General features: G+C 37.9%; 20 protein-coding genes. 8 read left to right on the top strand and 12 right to left on the bottom strand.

The features are described from left to right. Positions 1-13: 13 nt before the first annotated feature. Entirely contained in the window at positions 14-1,327 is a 1,314-nt protein-coding gene (locus OMU_RS07850) for a C39 family peptidase (RefSeq protein WP_016179411.1), read from the bottom strand. Between the two features lie 484 nt (positions 1,328-1,811). On the opposite strand from OMU_RS07850, the gene OMU_RS07845 reads away from it, so the two are divergent. Genes OMU_RS07845 through OMU_RS07835 form a run of 3 tightly spaced genes read left to right on the top strand, consistent with a single transcriptional unit; the run spans position 1,812 to position 3,656 of the window. Continuing rightward, the gene (locus OMU_RS07845) at positions 1,812-2,276 is read left to right on the top strand and encodes a helix-turn-helix domain-containing protein (protein WP_016179410.1); all 465 of its coding nucleotides are present in this window, start codon (positions 1,812-1,814) and stop codon (positions 2,274-2,276) included. Continuing rightward, positions 2,273-3,022, top strand: a complete 750-nt coding sequence (locus OMU_RS07840; protein WP_208855691.1) for an ABC transporter ATP-binding protein — start codon at positions 2,273-2,275, stop codon at positions 3,020-3,022. The genes OMU_RS07845 and OMU_RS07840 overlap by 4 nt, the downstream gene beginning before the upstream one ends. After that, complete coding sequence (locus tag OMU_RS07835; RefSeq protein ID WP_016179408.1) at positions 3,012-3,656, top strand: ABC-2 transporter permease; 645 nt, start codon at positions 3,012-3,014, stop codon at positions 3,654-3,656. The genes OMU_RS07840 and OMU_RS07835 overlap by 11 nt, the downstream gene beginning before the upstream one ends. Before the next feature lie 61 nt (positions 3,657-3,717). On the opposite strand, the gene OMU_RS07830 is transcribed toward OMU_RS07835, so the two are convergent. Further along, positions 3,718-4,029, bottom strand: a complete 312-nt coding sequence (locus OMU_RS07830) for a hypothetical protein (RefSeq protein ID WP_016179407.1) — start codon at positions 4,027-4,029, stop codon at positions 3,718-3,720. Positions 4,030-4,192: 163 nt separating this feature from the next. Continuing rightward, on the bottom strand, positions 4,193-5,032 hold the full coding sequence (locus OMU_RS07825; RefSeq protein ID WP_016179406.1) for an aldo/keto reductase: 840 nt from the start codon (positions 5,030-5,032) through the stop codon (positions 4,193-4,195). A gap of 183 nt (positions 5,033-5,215) precedes the next feature. Between OMU_RS07825 and OMU_RS07820 the strand changes: the two genes are divergently transcribed. Continuing rightward, positions 5,216-5,509 carry a hypothetical protein gene (locus tag OMU_RS07820; protein WP_016179405.1) on the top strand — a complete coding sequence of 98 codons (294 nt, stop codon included), beginning with the start codon at positions 5,216-5,218 and terminating at the stop codon, positions 5,507-5,509. Between the two features lie 16 nt (positions 5,510-5,525). On the opposite strand, the gene OMU_RS07815 is transcribed toward OMU_RS07820, so the two are convergent. Next, positions 5,526-5,909, bottom strand: coding sequence for an MmcQ/YjbR family DNA-binding protein (locus tag OMU_RS07815; RefSeq protein ID WP_171030573.1), 384 nt, complete (start codon positions 5,907-5,909; stop codon positions 5,526-5,528). A 117-nt stretch (positions 5,910-6,026) separates the two neighbouring features. Then, complete coding sequence (locus OMU_RS07810; RefSeq protein ID WP_071879937.1) at positions 6,027-6,470, bottom strand: ImmA/IrrE family metallo-endopeptidase; 444 nt, start codon at positions 6,468-6,470, stop codon at positions 6,027-6,029. A gap of 503 nt (positions 6,471-6,973) precedes the next feature. Between OMU_RS07810 and OMU_RS07805 the strand changes: the two genes are divergently transcribed. From OMU_RS07805 to OMU_RS07795, 3 genes are all read left to right on the top strand, one after another. After that, the gene (locus tag OMU_RS07805) at positions 6,974-8,152 is read left to right on the top strand and encodes a sensor histidine kinase (protein WP_016179402.1); all 1,179 of its coding nucleotides are present in this window, start codon (positions 6,974-6,976) and stop codon (positions 8,150-8,152) included. A gap of 1 nt (position 8,153) precedes the next feature. Continuing rightward, a complete protein-coding gene (locus tag OMU_RS07800) occupies positions 8,154-8,771 on the top strand; it encodes a response regulator (protein WP_016179401.1) in 618 nt (205 codons plus the stop codon). A gap of 82 nt (positions 8,772-8,853) precedes the next feature. Then, the gene (locus tag OMU_RS07795; RefSeq protein WP_016179400.1) at positions 8,854-9,297 is read left to right on the top strand and encodes a hypothetical protein; all 444 of its coding nucleotides are present in this window, start codon (positions 8,854-8,856) and stop codon (positions 9,295-9,297) included. A 302-nt stretch (positions 9,298-9,599) separates the two neighbouring features. Here the strand turns inward: OMU_RS07795 and OMU_RS07790 are convergent, their stop codons facing one another. The 7 genes from OMU_RS07790 to OMU_RS07760 all read right to left on the bottom strand — a co-directional run bounded on the left by OMU_RS07790 (position 9,600) and on the right by OMU_RS07760 (position 16,735). Continuing rightward, positions 9,600-10,316, bottom strand: coding sequence for an ABC transporter permease (locus OMU_RS07790; protein WP_233421593.1), 717 nt, complete (start codon positions 10,314-10,316; stop codon positions 9,600-9,602). Position 10,317: 1 nt separating this feature from the next. After that, positions 10,318-11,238, bottom strand: a complete 921-nt coding sequence (locus tag OMU_RS07785) for an ABC transporter ATP-binding protein (RefSeq protein WP_016179398.1) — start codon at positions 11,236-11,238, stop codon at positions 10,318-10,320. 78 nt (positions 11,239-11,316) lie between these two features. Then, positions 11,317-12,225 (bottom strand): sensor histidine kinase, encoded by a 909-nt coding sequence (locus OMU_RS07780; RefSeq protein ID WP_016179397.1) that lies wholly within the window; start codon positions 12,223-12,225, stop codon positions 11,317-11,319. Further along, positions 12,226-12,927: a response regulator transcription factor gene (locus OMU_RS07775; protein WP_016179396.1), complete on the bottom strand. Its 702-nt coding sequence runs from the start codon at positions 12,925-12,927 to the stop codon at positions 12,226-12,228. Between the two features lie 664 nt (positions 12,928-13,591). Next, positions 13,592-14,644: a glycosyltransferase gene (locus OMU_RS07770; RefSeq protein ID WP_016179395.1), complete on the bottom strand. Its 1,053-nt coding sequence runs from the start codon at positions 14,642-14,644 to the stop codon at positions 13,592-13,594. Positions 14,645-14,858: 214 nt separating this feature from the next. After that, positions 14,859-16,235, bottom strand: a complete 1,377-nt coding sequence (locus OMU_RS07765; protein ID WP_016179394.1) for an MATE family efflux transporter — start codon at positions 16,233-16,235, stop codon at positions 14,859-14,861. A gap of 80 nt (positions 16,236-16,315) precedes the next feature. Then, positions 16,316-16,735, bottom strand: a complete 420-nt coding sequence (locus OMU_RS07760; RefSeq protein ID WP_016179393.1) for a MarR family winged helix-turn-helix transcriptional regulator — start codon at positions 16,733-16,735, stop codon at positions 16,316-16,318. Positions 16,736-17,181: 446 nt separating this feature from the next. Here OMU_RS07760 and OMU_RS07755 point away from each other — a divergent pair, with 446 nt between their 5' ends. Further along, positions 17,182-18,183: a thermonuclease family protein gene (locus tag OMU_RS07755; RefSeq protein ID WP_016179392.1), complete on the top strand. Its 1,002-nt coding sequence runs from the start codon at positions 17,182-17,184 to the stop codon at positions 18,181-18,183. Positions 18,184-18,246: the final 63 nt, after the last annotated feature.

The following is an 18,246-nucleotide window of genomic DNA, read 5'->3' as shown; positions in this document are numbered from 1 at the left end:
TTGAGGGATAAGTCTATCTCACAACTACCGCAAATTTTCTTGCATTATAAATCGCTTCAAAAGTCGTACGACTCAACCAATAAGAGCCACTGATCGGATCAGACACATGTACTTGATTTCCTGCCTTATTAAACCCATCTAAAGTGACTGCATGGTTATTATTTGCAGCAACCCCAAAACTCCAATTTCCCCAACGAATTGGCTGAAAATTAATTGTCACCCACGCCACAACAGGATTCCCATTTTTTACTTCATTTATCAAGGTATTCATTGAACTACCAGATATATTTTGAACATTCCCATATTTTTGGCCCCAAGTTGTAAGCGGTGCTGGATAGATAGCAGAATAAGTATACGCATTTTCAACAAATGGTGAACCAACAAACCCATTATTGGGATTTCCATTTGATGACTTCGGAATGGTATTTAAAAACGAGCGCAAACTCCAGCCGCTTAATTTGCCTTTGTATTGTAATGCTTGTAGTAGTGATGCGCCTTCACAGCCACTTGGTGCGCCTAATGCATACTGATTATAATTTCGCACACCTAACAAACGATAATCCTCATGACTCTGTTCTCCATTGCCAACCGCATACCAGGCAATCCCTTCATAACGCCAGCCAGCCTTTTTTAAATTATCTCGTTCAGAAGTAATCGGTGTGTAGTGATGGGACCCTGCTTTGGCATTTGGATTATATAAGCGATATAGGGGTATCCCTGAATTTGGTGAGTACCAAGAGATCCCTTCATCGCGCCAACCGACCTTCTTCAGATGATCGCGCTCGCTCGCAAGTAACGTATAGTGGTGATCTCCTGCGTTCGGATTGTACAAGCGATAAACAGGATTTCCGTTCGTTGGTGCTTGCCAACCAATCCCTTCATAACGCCAACCAACCGATCGCAGGTGATCGCGCTCACTCACCGTCTTTGTGTAAAAATGTTCCCCGCTATTAGGATTATATAAACGATACATCGGAATAGATGAGGCAGCAGCCCTAAATGACCGCGCGTTTCCTTGGACTAAATCTTCTTTGGGCGCTTCGGTCGCATTGGCTTCGGCCTGACCTTCTTTAATTGGAGGCTCCAATTCTACCACTTCACCATTCACCACTGCCGTTTGTTTTTCAATAGAGTTTTCTATATTTTGACCATTAGGTTCACTTGAATTTGATGAAAAAATAGTATTGTTATTTTCACTAGCTGAAGTTGAACTATCTCCAGATTCGATGGGGCTTTGTTCTTGGGTTGCTTCTTCTGCTTTGATAGCAGTAGAGGCACTGAACACAGAGAGTATCGTTAAGCTGATTAATAAAATGTTCTTTTTCATTTAGACTTTCCTTCCTTAATTTGACGAAAACAATAAGTTACCAAAGATAATGAATTAATAATTAACACTCTTTTTCTTCTTACTGTTATATTTTACGTTTTCCCTATTATTTCGTCTTTTAATCAGCTTGTTCATTTATATGTAAGCAGAACCTATCGAATACATCTATTAATTCAAAACACTCTACTGCTCGCTTCTTAAAATCTTATCCGAGTTGTCAGCTGCCGCATCTTTCAGCGCTCTTTTTTTAAAGTAGTCTTATTTTGAAGTTTGCATATTTTTGCATAGACTCTTTCAATAAGACTAGGTATTTTTTTCACAAGGGAGTTGAATTTATGATAACTACGCCTTCTCACTCCTATCTGAACCTTGCCTATTCAAAGCTTTGATATCAATGCAACCAAGCATAACCAAATTCGTTATAAACAGTTGGTTCTTTTTTCTATTTAAGTACGATAAAGTGTAATCAAGGAGGATGAAAAGTATGAATAATCAGAATAATCCGATCGCAAACAACTTGCGATCATTAAGAAATCGAAATAATTGGTCTTTGGAATATGTGGCAGAACGTCTAGAGGTATCTCGGCAGGCCGTTGCTAAATGGGAGAATGGGGATTCTTTACCTGACGTAATGAAGTGCGATGCGTTAGCTAGTCTGTACGATGTTACATTAACCGATTTGATTCGTCATAATGAAGAAACTGAAGGCATCCCGATTGGCCCGGCTGGCAAACACATCTTTGGAATCGTTCCAGTAGGAGCTCGTGGACAGATTGTCCTGCCTAAAAAGGCCCGCGACCTTCTCAATATCGAAACAGGAGATACATTGATTGTTCTTGGGGACACGAACCCTGCCTCTACAGGAATTGCCTTGATTGATAGTGAGGCCTTTATGCGGATGACCGGAAACATGATGGAGAATATTTTTGATCAAAAGGAGGAATCATGATGCATTTACTTGAAGTAACAGAACTTACTAAAAATTATCCGATGTTTTCATTGAAAAATGTCAGCTTTCAAATACCAAAAGGCAAAATTGTCGGTCTGATCGGAGTCAATGGCGCAGGTAAAACGACTATCTTAAAAGCACTGTTAAACTTGATTCCTTTAGATCATGGACATGTCAGGATGTTTGAAACGCTTTTTTTAGAGAATGAGCTTTCCTGCAAACAAAAAATCGGCGTTGTTTTAGGCGGCATCGATTTTTATAAGGAGAAGAAAATTAAAGATATTACTAAAGTTACGAAACGATTTTACGCAGATTGGGATGGAACCGCTTACCAAAAATATTTGAAGCTCTTCTCTTTGGAACCGAACAAAAAAGTCAAAGAACTTTCTGCTGGGATGAAAGTCAAATATTTGATCGCCTTGGCTCTTTCTCATCAAGCACAACTATTTATTTTTGATGAGCCCACTAGTGGTCTTGATCCGGTTTCGCGAGATGAACTGCTCGAAATTTTTCAACAGATCGTTAAAAATGGCGATAAAAGTATTCTTTTCTCTACGCATATTACATCGGATTTAGAGAAATGTGCAGATGCAATCATTTATATCAAAGAAGGTGAGCTGATCAAGGATGCGCCTAAAAAAGAATTTATCGATTATTTTCAGTATTTGAAGCAGCCTGATGAAATGGAAGCTCTTAGCCTAGAAGACATCATGGTACGAATGGAGGGAAAACATTATGATTTCTAACTTACTATATAAGGAGATTCGCTTAGCGGCTCACCCAAATTTATTTGTCTTCACCTTAATGGGACCGCTGGTGTTAATTCCCGGTTATCCCTATACGATGGTCTTTCTCTTTAGTCTGATTGGGAACTTTGTAAATTTGATGTACACCCGTGAAACCAATGATATCTATTATTCTACCCTGCTGCCGTTGAAAAAGGCGGAAGTCGTCTTGGGAAAATGGCTGGTATTACTTGTTTCGCAGCTGCTGACAATCTTGATTTCAATTCCGTTTGCCTTTCTACGCCTGCAGCTGTTTTCACAACCTAATCCAGTGGGGATTGAAGCAAATACTGCCTTCTATGGGTTTGGGTTGATAATCTTCGCTTGCTTCAATTTGATTTTTCTAACGACTTACTTTAAAACTGGTTATAAGGTAGGCGCTTCTTTTCTAAAGGGATTATTTCCAGCGACCTTATTAGCAATAATCTTGGAAGTAATCGTCCACTTTCCTGCTCTTAAATGGTTGGACTCAGTCACTTTTAATGGGCAAATGCAGCAACTTCCAATCTTAGCCGCAGGAATCCTGATTTATATCGTTGCGATGTGGGCAGCCTATAAAATTTCTGTTCAGCGATTTACTCAGGTGAATTTGTAGCTTAACCTAATTCTTGCAGAACAAAAAAACGTTTTGATCAAAAAATTGATCAAAACGTTTTTTATTTTTCGAAATAGGCTGTCCAAGAAAGGCCCTCGCCGTTCGCTTTTGCTCCAACAAATTCCTTATGCGTCGACTTTCTGACTAACTTTCCCTCTCCAGTCAAATCATCCATCATCTCTTGATGGCGTGAATAGGTCACCATTTCCAGCTCATTCAAATCACGATTAGTAAAAAAATCTTCGCTCGGTTCGACTTGCTCCGGCTGCGAAAAGTCCGCTGTCGTTTGCTCCTTCACTTCACCTTTTTGATTGAACCAAAAAAATAGTAATATCGCCGCCAACACACCCATCAATGCCACTACTTTTTTCATTGTGTCCTCCTTGCAGCTTCCTCTTACTTTTCAGTATGCCACAATTGAAAACGTTTTTGAATGAAAAATTAATTGTTCGTAGAATAAACTTTGTCCAGATAAGAATAGGCAGCGTTGGCGTTAACTTCTTATTAAAGATAATACAAAAAAATAGCGATGCCGCTTAGTCAAACTCTTCGTATTCATTTGGATCTTGTCCTTCGATTCGTCCGTCGGCTTTTTCCAATAGATTGATGCGTTCAATTTCTGTTTGCGTCAATTCAAAATCAAAAATAGCCAGATTCTCTCGTTGATGCTGCAAATTCCGTGATTTAGGAATGGGAATAATTCCCCGTTGCGCATGCCAGCGTAAAATGACTTGTGCGGAAGTTTTCCCATATTTTTCAGCCAATTCCGTAATCACCGCTTCTTTCAACGCATCGCTGCCGCGCCCTAGAGGACTCCACGCTTCAGTTAGAATTCCACGCTCTTTATCAGCCTCTACCATTCGTTCCTGAACCCAGTAAGGATGGATCTCAATTTGGTTGATTGCTGGAGTCACACCCGTCTCATCAATAATTTTATCTAAATGCTCTGGTTCAAAGTTCGATACCCCAATAGAACGGATCAAGCCTAGTTTCTGCGCCGTCACCATAGCCTTCCATGCTTCCACGTACAAGCCACGTTTTGGGAGTGGCCAGTGGATCAGATACAAATCAAAATAATCCAAGCCCATTCGGAATAATGATTCCTGAATCATCATCAATGCATCCTCATAGTGATGATATTTACCTGGCAATTTTGTCGTCACAAAAAATTCAGAACGTGGAATTCCTGAGCGGCGGATTGCCTCACCAACGATTCCTTCGCTATCATAATTGGTGGAGGTGTCTAACAGACGATAGCCATCCTGAATCGCCGTCAAGATTTGATCCAAACCTTCCCCTCCGCGAATCTGATACGTACCCAAGCCAACTGCCGGTATTTGGTGTCCATCATTCATAGTAATCAATGGTGCTTTCATCAGTGAATTCCTCCTTATATTTTTTAAATTTAATTCTTTCTAACCATTTCCACCATAACATCAATTTCTCTCTGCTGTTAAATTCTCTGCTCAGCCGCCTATAAGTTTTTTTAAGAATAGGGAGAAAAATTTAAGTGAAAGAGGTATACTACAGGATGAACACGTTAGAAGGAGATCATTGCGATGGATTCGATTATTTGTATAGTTCTAGGCATGTTGTTTGCCAATGGCGTTCCTCATTTTGTTAAGGGGATCACTGCAGAAAAATGGGATGTTCCATGGAAAAAGCCTGCTTCCGCTTCTACAAATGTATTGTGGGGAATTGCAAATTGGCTGGTCGTCGTGATCCTTTATGCGCTCTTCAAGCCAGATGTCAATAGCTTCGACGCTGCCTGCTTTTTAATTGGGATGGGGATTACCGGCTACTACTTGGCTTTACATTGGTCAGAGAAAATAAATGAAAATGACGCTGCATAATTCGCAGCGCCATTTTTTATCCTTCAATTTCCGCCTTTTGTTTCTTTGTCAGCTTCTGATAAACCAGTTGATAAGAAACTTCGATCAATTGCTTGATGACATCATCGGTTAATTCTTCGCTCGCCAATTTAATCGAATTCCAATGATTCTTATTCGTGTAATACCCTGGGATCACGGTTCCAGCGTAAATTTCTCGCAGCTCTTCATTTTTTTCAGGTAGATTTTTCAACGTTATGATGGCATCCTCACTTGCTTGGTTGCTCATCATGCCAAACATCTTCCCCTGCAAATCAAAATAAAGTACTCCCCAATCTTCGCGAAAATAGACTTTCGCACCCTTTAACGTCTCACCGAACACTTTAAAGGTTTCAATCCGCTGCTGCAACACCTTATTCTCAATAGTGTACAAAAAGAAATGAATCTTAAAACTTGATTTGAGGCTAATTCACTAGATTAAAAAGGTATAGTTTTGTGTTGAATTTATAAGGACTGTGATAAATGTGTGATAATTATTTTTTCATTTTAGTAAATTATACAAGAGCCAGTAAAATAAAGTTAAAAATTCATGTTCTCTTCTGTATCTATACTTATTTACTAAATAATGTGCATAATTTGGGTGGCAATTTTTTACAAAAATTAGGTATTCTATCAATCTATTAGATAGTGCTGCTTTACTCATGAAAAAATATTTTGCTACTTTTTCAAAAGAAGAAAATTTATTGAGTGCGTATTTTAAAGCTAAATCGTTTGCCATTAAGGCACTAGCTCCAACATTGGCACGATATTCTTTAGGTAAGTCTTCTGAAGAATACCCATTTTCTGAAATCATGTCAGAAAATGTATGACCTTCCTCAGCATAAGGAATGTCTTTATAAAGATGAACGACTTCATGCATTGAAGTGAAATTTCTTCTTTCATACATTAGATTTTTATTTAGTATTTTAGTAGTAGATCCTAGCATTTTGTTTTTAAGCTGCTTTTTGTAATCATAGTATGATGCACAAACAACTTTAGGAACTTATGGTCATTTATATCCAAATTCATTGAGAGAGATAGCAATGATTTGACTGGTTCTATTCAAACTAATTTTTCTAAAAGTAATCTAACACCTGAAACTAAGAATCAGTTTACGACAGATAAAAAAAGGAATAACGAACACAAGTGTGACCAAACTGTGACTGAGACAAAAGAAATACGCTGGAAAAATCTACAGCATAGTTTTTCTAGCGTATTTTTTCTTGGTAGCTTTTTTGCGATATTATCTGTGCGCCGATAAGTAATTTGTTTTTCTATGTTATTAATATCTAGAGGAAAGAATTTTGCCTACATTTGGGTCTTCTTAACAATTCACAATGTATTTATTTACATATATGGTTTAATATCAGATATGAAAAGTAAAGAATATTTAGTTCAATATGTAGATTCCTTCTTTTAATTATAATTTTTTGTATGGAGGTAAAAGAAATGAAGTGGAACAGCAAAGATTTAAGTTTAACAATTCGTATAGCATTATTGATTATTTTATCTTTAGAAGTTCTAAATTCTTCCTATAATTTTGTTAATATAGTCGGTTTGTTTATTATACTTTCTATGGTAGCCGCAAATGATTTTTATCGGACCAGAGTGATTGATAGAAACGGCAAAAAAATATGGACAAATTTTTCAATACTTCTTTCTGTTTTACTGATAGGATTGTTAGGTCAATTGATAGGTACAGATTTCACCAAACTATATGTATACTTAACAATTCCAGAAATTGTACAGATACAATTAAAGAAAAAAAATAAATGGTTGAGTTTGGTAACATTTTTCTTGTTTTGCTTTTTTTATATTAAAATGATATCAGTCGATTCAAACTCTTTAAGTGGCGTTTTAAAATCATTTATTTACACTGATTTTATTCCTTTCTGGAGTGTATTTTTGATTTCTTATCTTCATTTAAATCTTCTGTATAATAATCAAAAAATCAACAGTTTAAATTCTGAGCTAATTGAGAAAGTTGATCAACTGAAAAGCTACTCTGAAGAAATAAAAGAAATTTCAACTTTGCAAGAAAGACAACGAATTTCACAACAGTTACATGATATGCTGGGTCACTCGTTGGTTGCTTTAAAGTTACACTTAGAAGCTGCTTCAAATATCATAGATGAAGATATTGAGCAAGCAAAAAAAGTACTCAAAAAATCTGAAGAAATCATTGATCAAAGTTTTCTAGAACTAAAAGCAACCGTCAATGAACTGAATAATGAGTCAGGTAAAGATAGTTTGTCGACAGTCTTAGAAGAGATGGCGCTTCGCTTCTCTTTAATTGATAAGTTAACTGTAAGTTATTCCATCGAAACAGATATAGACGGACTAGCAAATCCCTACAAAGAAATGATTTTGAATATTAGCAGAGAAGCCATAACAAATAGTTTAAAACATGGACAAAGCACAAATGCAGCAATCAGAATAGCTGAAAAAAGAAGTATATTAACTCTTGTTATAGTGAACAATGGATATGCACCCAAAGAATTGATTGCTTCGAATGGATTAAATGGGATGAAAAAAAGAGTTCTAGATTTAGGTGGAGATATTCAGTTTATTTCAGGGAAAACAGAAGGCTTAACAATTAAGGTAGCAGTACCCTTAAAGGAGAATTGATATGATCAAAATCATTATTGCTGATGACCAACAGCTCATAAGAGAAGGCTTGAGCTTAGTCTTAGGGCTAAGAAACGAATTTAAAATTGTCTTTCAAGCAAAGAATGGGCAAGAAATATTAGATTATTTGGAAGCAAATGATGCAGATATTATTTTAATGGATATAAAGATGCCTATACTAAACGGAGTTGAAACAACGCGTAAAATTAAAGAAAAATCAGTTAATATGAAAATATTGATCTTAACAACTTTTGATGACTACGATTATATTTTTCAAGCACTTAAATATGGCGCAGATGGCTATTTATTGAAAAATGCCAGCAGTCAGGAGCTAATAGAAGCAGTTAAGAAAATCGTCAATAATGAACAAGTGTTAGATAAGGGAGTAACAAAGCAAGTGCTGAAATTGGTAAAAAATGATGTTACTAAATTAGATAGCTTAACAAATAGAGAAATTGAGATTGCACGAAAGATTTCAGAAGGCAATAGTAATAAGGAGATAGCACAAGAGTTGTTTGTAACTGAAGGAACAGTCAAAAACCATATTTCCAATATTTTGAGTAAATTGGAATTGCATAATCGTACAGAAATTGCTTTGTTTATGAAAAAACATGACTAAAGTAATAGTTAAAGTATGACTTTTCTCAATAGGAAGATAATGAAATACAACATATAATTCATTTGAAAGAGGAGGTCGTATAATGTTCCATTTTACAAATATCGTTCTTTACGCCGCAATATTGATTTTTATATTGTACCGTCAATTAAGAGTAAGAGAAGTAACGAAACAAGCAAGAGTATACTTGATTATCCTATTAGTTGGGTTATACCTGTTTTATCAAGGAATATCTTCGAAACAATTATTTTTAGATACTAAAACCGTAGGGATACTAGCAATTATTTTTATTGTGCTGGCTATGGGTTTAGGAGCCGCACGAGCTTACACATGTAAAATTTGGAAAGAACAAAATACATTTTACAGAAAAGGAACGGCGGTAACACTAGTACTTTGGGCGGTAACGATTGTTGCACATATCCTTTTAGATACACTGATTGATGGTGGACAATTTTCTTCATTACTTTATTTAGGTATCTCATTGTATACGCAACATATCGTAATTTTGAAAAGAACAAAGATAATTTGATAAAAAAGAGTTTGCTTTTAAAAGGCGAACTCTTTTTTCATATATAAAATTTCGAAACTAAGGTCCAATTTATAATAGGTAAAGAAAGGAATAATGAACACAAGTGTGGCCAAACTGTGACCACACCAAAAGAAACACGCTAGAAATCCTATAACATAGGCTTTTCTAGCGTGTTGTTTCTTATTCCCATTCCATAGTTCCTCCTTGATCGTACGTTAGAATGATTCACTATCTTATTCATTCTTCTGATATACCTAGTATAGCGTTTTCAGGTGTGCGCTGCCTACAAAAGAAACCTTTTTTTACAAATCCTGTTTCTTAAATAACCAATAAGCCGCCAATAAACCCACGATACCTGTCAGAAAAATACTCCCCAATGTTAATAGATCATCTTTTAAAGTCAGTTCCATCAAGCTTTGAACAACCACCGCTGACCATGGAATGATTCGCGCAAATTTGAAGGGTATATTCAACGCAAACGTCTGGATTCCGGTAAAAACAAGCGCAACCATGATCGTTGGATAAAATAATTTCCGTTGCACAACGCTAATCGTTAATAAAGGGATAGCAGCAACAAATCCAAGCAAACAGTATTTTAGCAAGGTCGAAACCAGTATTTTTGTTCCAGCTAAACCAAAAGTATCCGGATAGATCAGCCAGCCGCCAATCGTATAAATGGTAACCACACCGATCAACGTCCCAAGATACCAGATAAACCAAATCACCAATTTTCCAAAAAGATATCGCCCTCTAGAGGTTGGTGCGGTCAATACATTGTTGATGGTTCGATCTTCATACTCGCGCTGCATCAAGAAGGTAATAATGAAGCCGCTCATAATGGATAAAACCATCCCTACAACTATATAGATACTAGGCAGCCACATTTGGTAACTTTCAGGTGGATTATCAACAATGACCAAATCCCTAAATACCATGAAGGCTGAGGTGAGTAATGTGAGCAGAGAACATACGGTAAAGATTCTGTTGCTCCTAAGCTTCAGCCATTCAGCAGAAATCACATTAAGCAATGCCAACACCTCCCGTAATCTCCCGGAAATGCTCTTCCAAATTTCCCGAACCGATAAATAAACTTGAAACCTTAATTCCATTTTTCCCAAATAAATGATTGATCTCTTGCGGCTCGTAAGTGAATTCAAAAATTTTGATCGTATTGTTTTCAGCGACCGAATAATTAGTTAGCTGCATTTCCTCTTCTAATAAGCGAGTCGCTTGATGTACATCTGATACGGTAATATGGATGAAGCGTTGATTATGCTGCGCAATCTGGCTCATGTCACATTCTTCTAACAACGCACCATCATGTAAAATACCAATAATATCAGCGATTTGCTCAATCTCCGACAATTGATGGCTAGAGATTAAAATCGTTTTCCCGTGAACCTCCGCTAATTCTTTCAATAGTTTACGAATTTCAGCGATTCCGATCGGGTCCAAACCATTTGTTGGTTCATCCAAAATCAACAATTCTGGATCATTCATCAAGGCATTGGCGATCCCCAGACGCTGCTTCATACCTAATGAATAATTGGCAAAGCGTTTGTGACCTGCTCGAGATAAATCTACCAACTTCAGTGCCTTTTCTACACTGCTTTTTTGAATCTGACCTTTCAGCTTAGAAAAAACACTTAAATTTTCTGGACCTGATAAATAAGGGTAAAAACTTGGCGTTTCAATCATGTTTCCGATCCGTGAATACACTTCAGGATGCTTCTTTGGCGATTGGTTAAACAATCGGACCTCCCCAGAGCTTGCACTTGCTAAACCTAACAGTATTTTCATGATCGTCGTTTTCCCTGCACCATTCCGACCTAAAAGTCCATAGATTTTCCCTTTAGGAATTGACATAGATACATCTTTGACAACGATCTGATCGCTGTAGCGCTTCGACAGCGCGGCGGTCTTTACAATAAATTTTTCCATAGCGACCATCCTTTCTATACCTTTAGCTTAGCAACGCTACCTTGTCCTAACCTTGCCGAATCCTTATTTTTCTCTAGTTTATTTAGGTAACGTCACGTAAAATTTTGTTCCCTCACCTAATTTACTGCAAACGTTGATTTCTCCATGATGTGCTGTGACTAATTCCTGGATGATCGCCAAACCCAAGCCATTGCCCTTTGAGCCGCGCGCTTCATCGCCTTTATATAAACGGTCAAAAATCCTTGGTAAATGTTGTTCTGAGATTCCTCGTCCATTGTCGGAAATTTCCAGTCGTACTTGCTGGTCCTGCTCAAATAATCTAATCGTCACTCTGTTTCCCCGACTGTGCTTCAAGCAATTTTCCAATAAATTATCAATGATTCGGCGAAATGCGGCTGTATCAATCATACAACTAAGTTCCTTTTCAGGAATCTGGATATCAAAACTAAACTGCTGTTCCATTCGAGGAATCCACTCACTGATAATCTCTCTTAACAGCTCACTGATATCGGTTGCTTCAAAGTGATAATGCCGTTCACCAGATTCGAGCTTGACCCATTCAAAAAGTGTGTCGATATAGGTTTCTAATTCAAAAGCTTTCGCCTGAGCTGCCCGCAAATATTCCTGCTGCTCCGCTTCTGTAACCAAACCGTCAGTAATCGCCTCTAAATAACCAATCAATGAAGCCAATGGTGTTCGAACATCATGGGATAAGCTAGTGATCAGCTTGCGATATTCATTCTCCGAAACCCGTAAGCGGCTAAGCTGTTGTTTGATTTCTGAAACAATCTCATTTAACCGAAAACAAAGTGCCGCTATATCAGAGTTTTCATCCACAACAATTTTTCGATCGAGATTGCCCTCTCCGATATTCTCTAATACAACCATTGCTTGTGCAATCTGACGTCTATTTTGCCGCAGCCTCACAATCAGCAACAAACATACTACCGCCAGCAATAAGCAAATTATACTCAACACCAACATCATTTATCCCTCCTGATTAAACCGATAGCCCACACCTCGAACGGTTTGAATAAAAAACGGCTGCGCTACATCTGGCTCGATCTTCTTCCGCAGCTTGCTGATGAAGGACATAATGTTGTTATCATCAAAGGCATACTCCGCGCCCCAGACTTGTTGATATATTTGCCGCTTCGTAAAAATCTGCCCCTTGTGAGATGCCAGAAAATATAACAGCTCAAACTCTTTTCCTGTCAGCTCCAACGGTTTTCCCTCCAATAAAACAATCCGTGTTTGTCTATCAAGGGTTAAATGCTTCAACACTAACGCCGTTTCATCAACAGCCGCTCGACTAAATTTCGTATAGCGTCGAACCAATGACTCAACCCGCGCCATCAGTTCCGCCATGCTAAAAGGCTTCGTCAAATAATCATCCGCTCCTAATTGCAGTCCCCGAATCTTATCCGCCTCTTCATTTTTAGCTGTCAACATCAAGATCGGTACCACACTTTGCCTGCGGATCTCCGCTAAAATACTCATACCATCAATTTGCGGCAGCATAATATCCAAGACAATCAAATGATAATCACCCGACAGTGCCAATTGCAGACCACCAGCCCCCGTATGAACAAGTTGCGTCTCGTAACCAGCATTTTTTAAATAGCGATCTATAATCGAACAAAGCTCCTGATCATCATCAATGACCAATACCTTAGTTTTCTCCTGCATAAGTCTTCTCCTCATGAAAAATAATTATTCTATTATTAATTCTAGCAAATAACTTGAACCTTTCGGACGAAAGTTGCAGAGTTTAGGAATAAAAGAAGAACGGGAAAAGAAAAACACCTTCCGATGTTGGAAAGTGTTTTGGGAAAATTTCGGGGGAAGGGCGGCGGACAAGGGTTTGATTCTTTAATTTGTTTGGTTTTCAAATAGTAAGTGTCATCAACTGGTCTTTTAATCCTTTTTGGATTTGGATTGATGTTTGCCAGTAAACAGGAATCTATACTACAGTATTTATACTCCATTATTTTAGATTTGAACGGGAGGACTTGGCTGTTACCGATATTTTTACCTTTATTTACATTCCACTGTTTTAGATTTCCCATCTTAAATTATACCTGTTACCACTAGGCTTTAGTAACCTATTTCTGTCGATCTCTGCTTTAGATGCTCATTACTAAGCAATCATAACAATCATTTCAATCAAAAACCTTGTCATCTCAACACTTTGCCACTGCTGTCGTAACTACAGGAAATTCCGATTTTCAACGGTCGACAGATTGCCGGCAATGTGAAGTTATTCAGGTTAACTCTAAAGTTATTTGCCCATAACAAATAAAGGTGCAAAATAGCACGCTTTTTTTTGATTAAGCCAATAAAATTTACCGCCCTATTTTCTTCGTCTACGCTTACGATCTTTTGATTTTTTTGGATTACTTTGGCCTTTATTCTTTCTTTTCATTAAATCAGTTTTTTCTTCTATCGCTATTTGCTTCTTGCTTTTGGGCTTTTTGTAGATTGATTGCGGATTCTTTGGTTTCTTGTTTTCCTCAACAGGCTCAGGCGTTTCCTCAACTATAGAAGTTACTGCCCCGCTAGTGGACTCCGGTTCTTGCGACGTGGCGATGGACTTTTCGGGTAGACTGTCAGGATTTTCTTTATGTCCTTCACTACGTGTATCAGCTAATACGATGCCTTCAGGTAGTAACATTTCTACTAATTGTAGTCTCTCTTCTTCACTCATCCTACTGAAATCAAAACTAGGTTTCGCTGCTTCTGTCTGACTCGCTGAAGTTTGCGCAGACTCCTCCACAATTTCGCCTTTGCGAATTTTAAGATGGCGGGTGCAATTGTCAATTTCAGAGTTTTCCAGCTTCACGAATCGACGAACGCCATCTTTTTCAAAAATCGATAATGAGCTCAACAACTCTAATACGGCATCAATTTTCATCGCTGAGGCATTCTTATCGGCATCCCGCAGACTCCACGTATGAATCTTTCCAATCGCATCCTCAAAGGTCGATACTAGTTTATATTGTTGACCGTTTAATTCTTCGATAGGGGTTGTTTTTGCAAATAAGTATTTCTTACAATCACTCACACGATTATTGTAGCGATGATATTCTTTTGTCTTTTTATATAAACGCCTAGTCACCTGCTCCCATTCTTTTCCACTATCAAAGAATTCTCGAAACAGCGGGGCAAATTTACGCAACACGTCCGTCGGCTCAGCAAATAGCAGAATCTCTCGGACTAGATCCTGACAAATCAGTGAAAAATCAGAAATGCACAATGCATTTCGTACAAGGACAGCAACAACGTATTGAATAACCGTATCCGCGTCATCCGAATCCGTATACGCTTTCATTATTGCTTTTTCTAATCTTTCCCGTTTTGTGACAAAAAGTTGTAGCTGAGATAGTGCCCAAGGTTGTGTTGACATCAATTTTTCCTCCCTAACAAAAATGCATATTATTAAATAATCCTTATTTTAAATAATACCGCAATGACAGCTTAATTACTTCCTTACAAAACCCTACTTTTTAATTATTAATAACGAAAATGACAATTAAAAGAATACTTTTCAGTAATACCATGGTTTTCTACTCGCCAAAAAAATACCTCAAAATATCGAGGTATTTCTTTAATTCATCTTATTATTGCTCCTGGAAAGCTGGCAGTTCATTTTTACTTAATTTCTTCAAGTAAGGAATCAGCATGATCACACCAGCAACAAAGGCGATACCTTCTGTAATTGTCATTGACCAGATCAAGCCGTCCAATCCGTAGAAGTGATGCAATAGCAAAACAACTGGGATAAAAAAGGTGCCTTGGATCGTTGACATTACGCCTGTCTGAAAGCCATAGCCAGAGGCCTGGAAGATGCCGGTAAATAGATCGGAAAAACCGTTAAACACTGAAGAGACCAATTGCGCAGCCAAGATCGTTAACCCAACTTGGATCACACGTGGGTCATTAGTAAATAAGCCCAATACAGGCACTCGGAAAAGGTAAACAATGAGTGCGAAGAAAATGGAGATACCTCCGATCCACAATGAAACTTCCTTCAACGACTCTTTTAAGCGTTTCGTATTATGAGCAGAAAAACTGTAGGCGAATAGCGGCATCGCACCTAAAAATAGCCCCATCGTCAAAAATTCTGGCAATTGTGTAATGCGAACGGCGATACCAAAGCTGGCAACAACATTGTCTCCATATTGAACAGAAAAATTGTTCAATAATAGAGTTGTGACAATCATAAACGCCGATTTGAACAGTTCAGAAACACCGATTTTATAGACTTCTAATTGATTCTTGAGCGAGAGCTTGAAATGCTTTAAGAAGCCCTTCAATGATTCACTTTTACTCTCCAAGAACCATACATAATAGGTTGTTGATGCAAGGTTTGCGATCACAATCGAGATTCCTGCACCAATCACATGCAGATTAAAGACTAAAATCAGCAAGGCATCCAGAACAATACTGACAGCAACACTGATAAACATGCCATACATGGATTCTTTTGACGCACCCTCAGAACGTACTAATTGTTCCAAAGCAAAATTCAGGATAAACGCGGCACCACCAGCAAATAGAATGGTTGCATATTGTTTGGTGTAAAGTATTGTTTGACTATCTGCACCCAACAAATGAACAAAGGGATTCATAAAAATGATCGCTACGATGCCGATGATTATTCCTAGAATGATACTTGCGTAGAAAGAATAGCCAGCAACTTTCTTCCCTTTTTGAGTATCCCCGCTGCCTAGTAGCCGTGTGATAAAACTTCCTCCACCGACTCCAAACATATTCCCAACAGCCATTAAAATAATCGTGATTGGCATCGCTAAGGTAATTGCGGACATCATGTTCGTATCGTGGATTAAACCAATGAAATATGCATTGATCAAATTGTAGATTGTTGTCGCTGAGATTCCGATCATCATCGGAATTGATAGATGGACGATGGCTTTACGAATCGGACTTTCTTTTAAATAGTAAATATTTGATTCATTCACTTCAAATTCTTCCATAATAATTCCTTCTTTTATTAGATTTTTAAATGTTAGACTTCTAACTATTTTATTGCAAGCAAGCAATTGTTGCTTGTTGACTAAAGGCTTCGATCAATTTTTCTTAACAGCTCCGTCAATTGTTGGACTTCGTCTTCATTCAGTGCGTGGACCAATTCTTTCTCGGCTGCGTAAAAAGCTTCGTTTGTTTCGTCAACCAATGCTTTTCCTTTAGGTAATACAAAAATATTCTTTTGCCGTTCGTTGTTTTCTGGAATCCGGCGTTCGATGTAGCCTTTTTTCTCTAACCCCTGCAACATACTCGTAATACTTGCTCCACGGCGTTGAAATACTTCTGCTAAGTCCTTTTGAATCAATCCCTTGTCTTCGTTTTGCACGATATAAGAGATCATCCGTCCTTGTTGCGGGCTGATATCCATATCCTTGACACGTTGCTCCATCGATTCGCGAGATTTATTCATAATTGAACGCAGCAAATTTGAAATGACCAATTTATCCAAAAGATTTCCTCCTTCGCAAAATAATTAGGTATCTAACTGTTCGAAAAGAATATACACGCTTCAAAAAAAATTGTCAACAAAAAAATTCCATTTCTAATTATTAGATACCTAACAATAACCCGTCAACTCTATTTTAAAGAAATAAGAGCCTATTTTACAAAATGAAAAGACCTTTAATTTGTCTAATGAGTAGAACCTAAAAACGTATATGGCTGGAAGTGTTTCAGAACCTAGACTGCTTAATTTTTGAAATTTATCTCGGAAAATCTAAATAACTTTTTTAGTCATTTAAAAACATGTGCCTATCTCAATATCCGATTATTAAAATTCTAAAAAATTATTTAGTTTGATTTAATATCAAATTTATAAAAAGATGTAGTATCATTTAAGTACACCTACATGGTTAAATAATTATTTTTAAACAAATTATAGAAGGAGGATAATAAATGAAAAAGCAGATTGGGGTTAAGCTGGGGGTTACATTTGCACTATTATTTAGTTTTCTATTTTCTACGCCGACACCACAGTATCAAGCAGAGGCTGCTAAAACAAAGACTGAGGAAAAGGCAAAGATTAAACGAACTGCCAACAAGAAAATTACGGTCAACGTCAAGAAATATATTGACGGCGACACAACACGCTTCAAACTGAAAAATGGTAAGAACATTACAGCTAAATATTTACTGATTGATACTCCTGAGCTAAAAAAGGAGAGTCCTTACGCAAAAGAAGCCAAAAATCGGACAAAAGAACTACTGAAAAATGCAAAAAAAATTCAGATCGAGTACGACAAGGGCAAGAAGCGTGATAGTAAAAAAAGAGAACTGGTTTATGTTTGGGCAGATGGCAAACTCGTACAAGAAACCCTTGCTAATGAAGGCTTGGGGATGGTACGCAGTACGAAAAGTAAAAATACGAAATATCAAGACAAGATCAAAAAAGCCGAGCAACAAGCCAAGGAACGAAAACAAAATATTTGGAGCATTGAAAACTACGCACAAGCTGATAAAGGGTACAATCAAGCAGCAGTGACGGCTCATTTAAAAGCACTGGAAGAAGAAATAGCAGCCAAAAAAGCAGAAGCAGAACGGCAGAAAAAGGAACAAGAGGCAAAAGAAGCCGAGGAAAAACGTGCAGCAGAACAAGCGGAAGCAGCTAAAAAAGCCGAAGAAAAGCGCATCGCCGAAGAAGCAGCGGCGGCTAGACAGGCCGAAGAACAACGCATCGCTCAAGAAGCAGCGGCGCAAGCTCAAGCAGAGGAAGCTGCACGTGCTCAGCAAGAGGCCCAGGCTCAGCAGGCTGCTGAACCTGCTCAAGGACAAACGGTTTACGTTACACCCACAGGCAGCAAATATCACACTCATAAATGCGGCAACGGTACCTACTCCCCTGCTACCTTAGAAGAAGCTCAAGCTCGCGGGTTAACAGCCTGCGCCAAATGCTATTGATTCAAAAAGAGGAGCGCCTAATTTTTTTAGGCACTCCTCTTCTTCTGTATCATCTGTTACATT

The organism is Enterococcus avium ATCC 14025, from assembly GCF_000406965.1.
Lineage (GTDB): Bacteria > Bacillota > Bacilli > Lactobacillales > Enterococcaceae > Enterococcus_A > Enterococcus_A avium.
Note: the sequence above shows the minus strand (reverse complement) of the source record. Positions and strands in the feature narration are given on the sequence as shown.

Bases quoted from the DNA above. Each gene is read 5' to 3' on its own strand.
- OMU_RS07800 (WP_016179401.1), top strand. From the start codon at position 8,154: ATGATCAAAATCATTATTGCTGATGACCAACAGCTCATAAGAGAAGGC.
- OMU_RS07780 (WP_016179397.1), bottom strand. From the start codon at position 12,225: ATGATGTTGGTGTTGAGTATAATTTGCTTATTGCTGGCGGTAGTATGT.
- OMU_RS07810 (WP_071879937.1), bottom strand. From the start codon at position 6,470: ATGCTAGGATCTACTACTAAAATACTAAATAAAAATCTAATGTATGAA.
- OMU_RS07850 (WP_016179411.1), bottom strand. From the start codon at position 1,327: ATGAAAAAGAACATTTTATTAATCAGCTTAACGATACTCTCTGTGTTC.
- OMU_RS07775 (WP_016179396.1), bottom strand. From the start codon at position 12,927: ATGCAGGAGAAAACTAAGGTATTGGTCATTGATGATGATCAGGAGCTT.
- OMU_RS07825 (WP_016179406.1), bottom strand. From the start codon at position 5,032: ATGAAAGCACCATTGATTACTATGAATGATGGACACCAAATACCGGCA.
- OMU_RS07785 (WP_016179398.1), bottom strand. From the start codon at position 11,238: ATGGAAAAATTTATTGTAAAGACCGCCGCGCTGTCGAAGCGCTACAGC.
- OMU_RS07770 (WP_016179395.1), bottom strand. From the start codon at position 14,644: ATGTCAACACAACCTTGGGCACTATCTCAGCTACAACTTTTTGTCACA.
- OMU_RS07765 (WP_016179394.1), bottom strand. From the start codon at position 16,235: ATGGAAGAATTTGAAGTGAATGAATCAAATATTTACTATTTAAAAGAA.
- OMU_RS07820 (WP_016179405.1), top strand. From the start codon at position 5,216: ATGGATTCGATTATTTGTATAGTTCTAGGCATGTTGTTTGCCAATGGC.
- OMU_RS07830 (WP_016179407.1), bottom strand. From the start codon at position 4,029: ATGAAAAAAGTAGTGGCATTGATGGGTGTGTTGGCGGCGATATTACTA.
- OMU_RS07805 (WP_016179402.1), top strand. From the start codon at position 6,974: ATGAAGTGGAACAGCAAAGATTTAAGTTTAACAATTCGTATAGCATTA.
- OMU_RS07755 (WP_016179392.1), top strand. From the start codon at position 17,182: ATGAAAAAGCAGATTGGGGTTAAGCTGGGGGTTACATTTGCACTATTA.
- OMU_RS07840 (WP_208855691.1), top strand. From the start codon at position 2,273: ATGATGCATTTACTTGAAGTAACAGAACTTACTAAAAATTATCCGATG.
- OMU_RS07795 (WP_016179400.1), top strand. From the start codon at position 8,854: ATGTTCCATTTTACAAATATCGTTCTTTACGCCGCAATATTGATTTTT.
- OMU_RS07835 (WP_016179408.1), top strand. From the start codon at position 3,012: ATGATTTCTAACTTACTATATAAGGAGATTCGCTTAGCGGCTCACCCA.
- OMU_RS07845 (WP_016179410.1), top strand. From the start codon at position 1,812: ATGAATAATCAGAATAATCCGATCGCAAACAACTTGCGATCATTAAGA.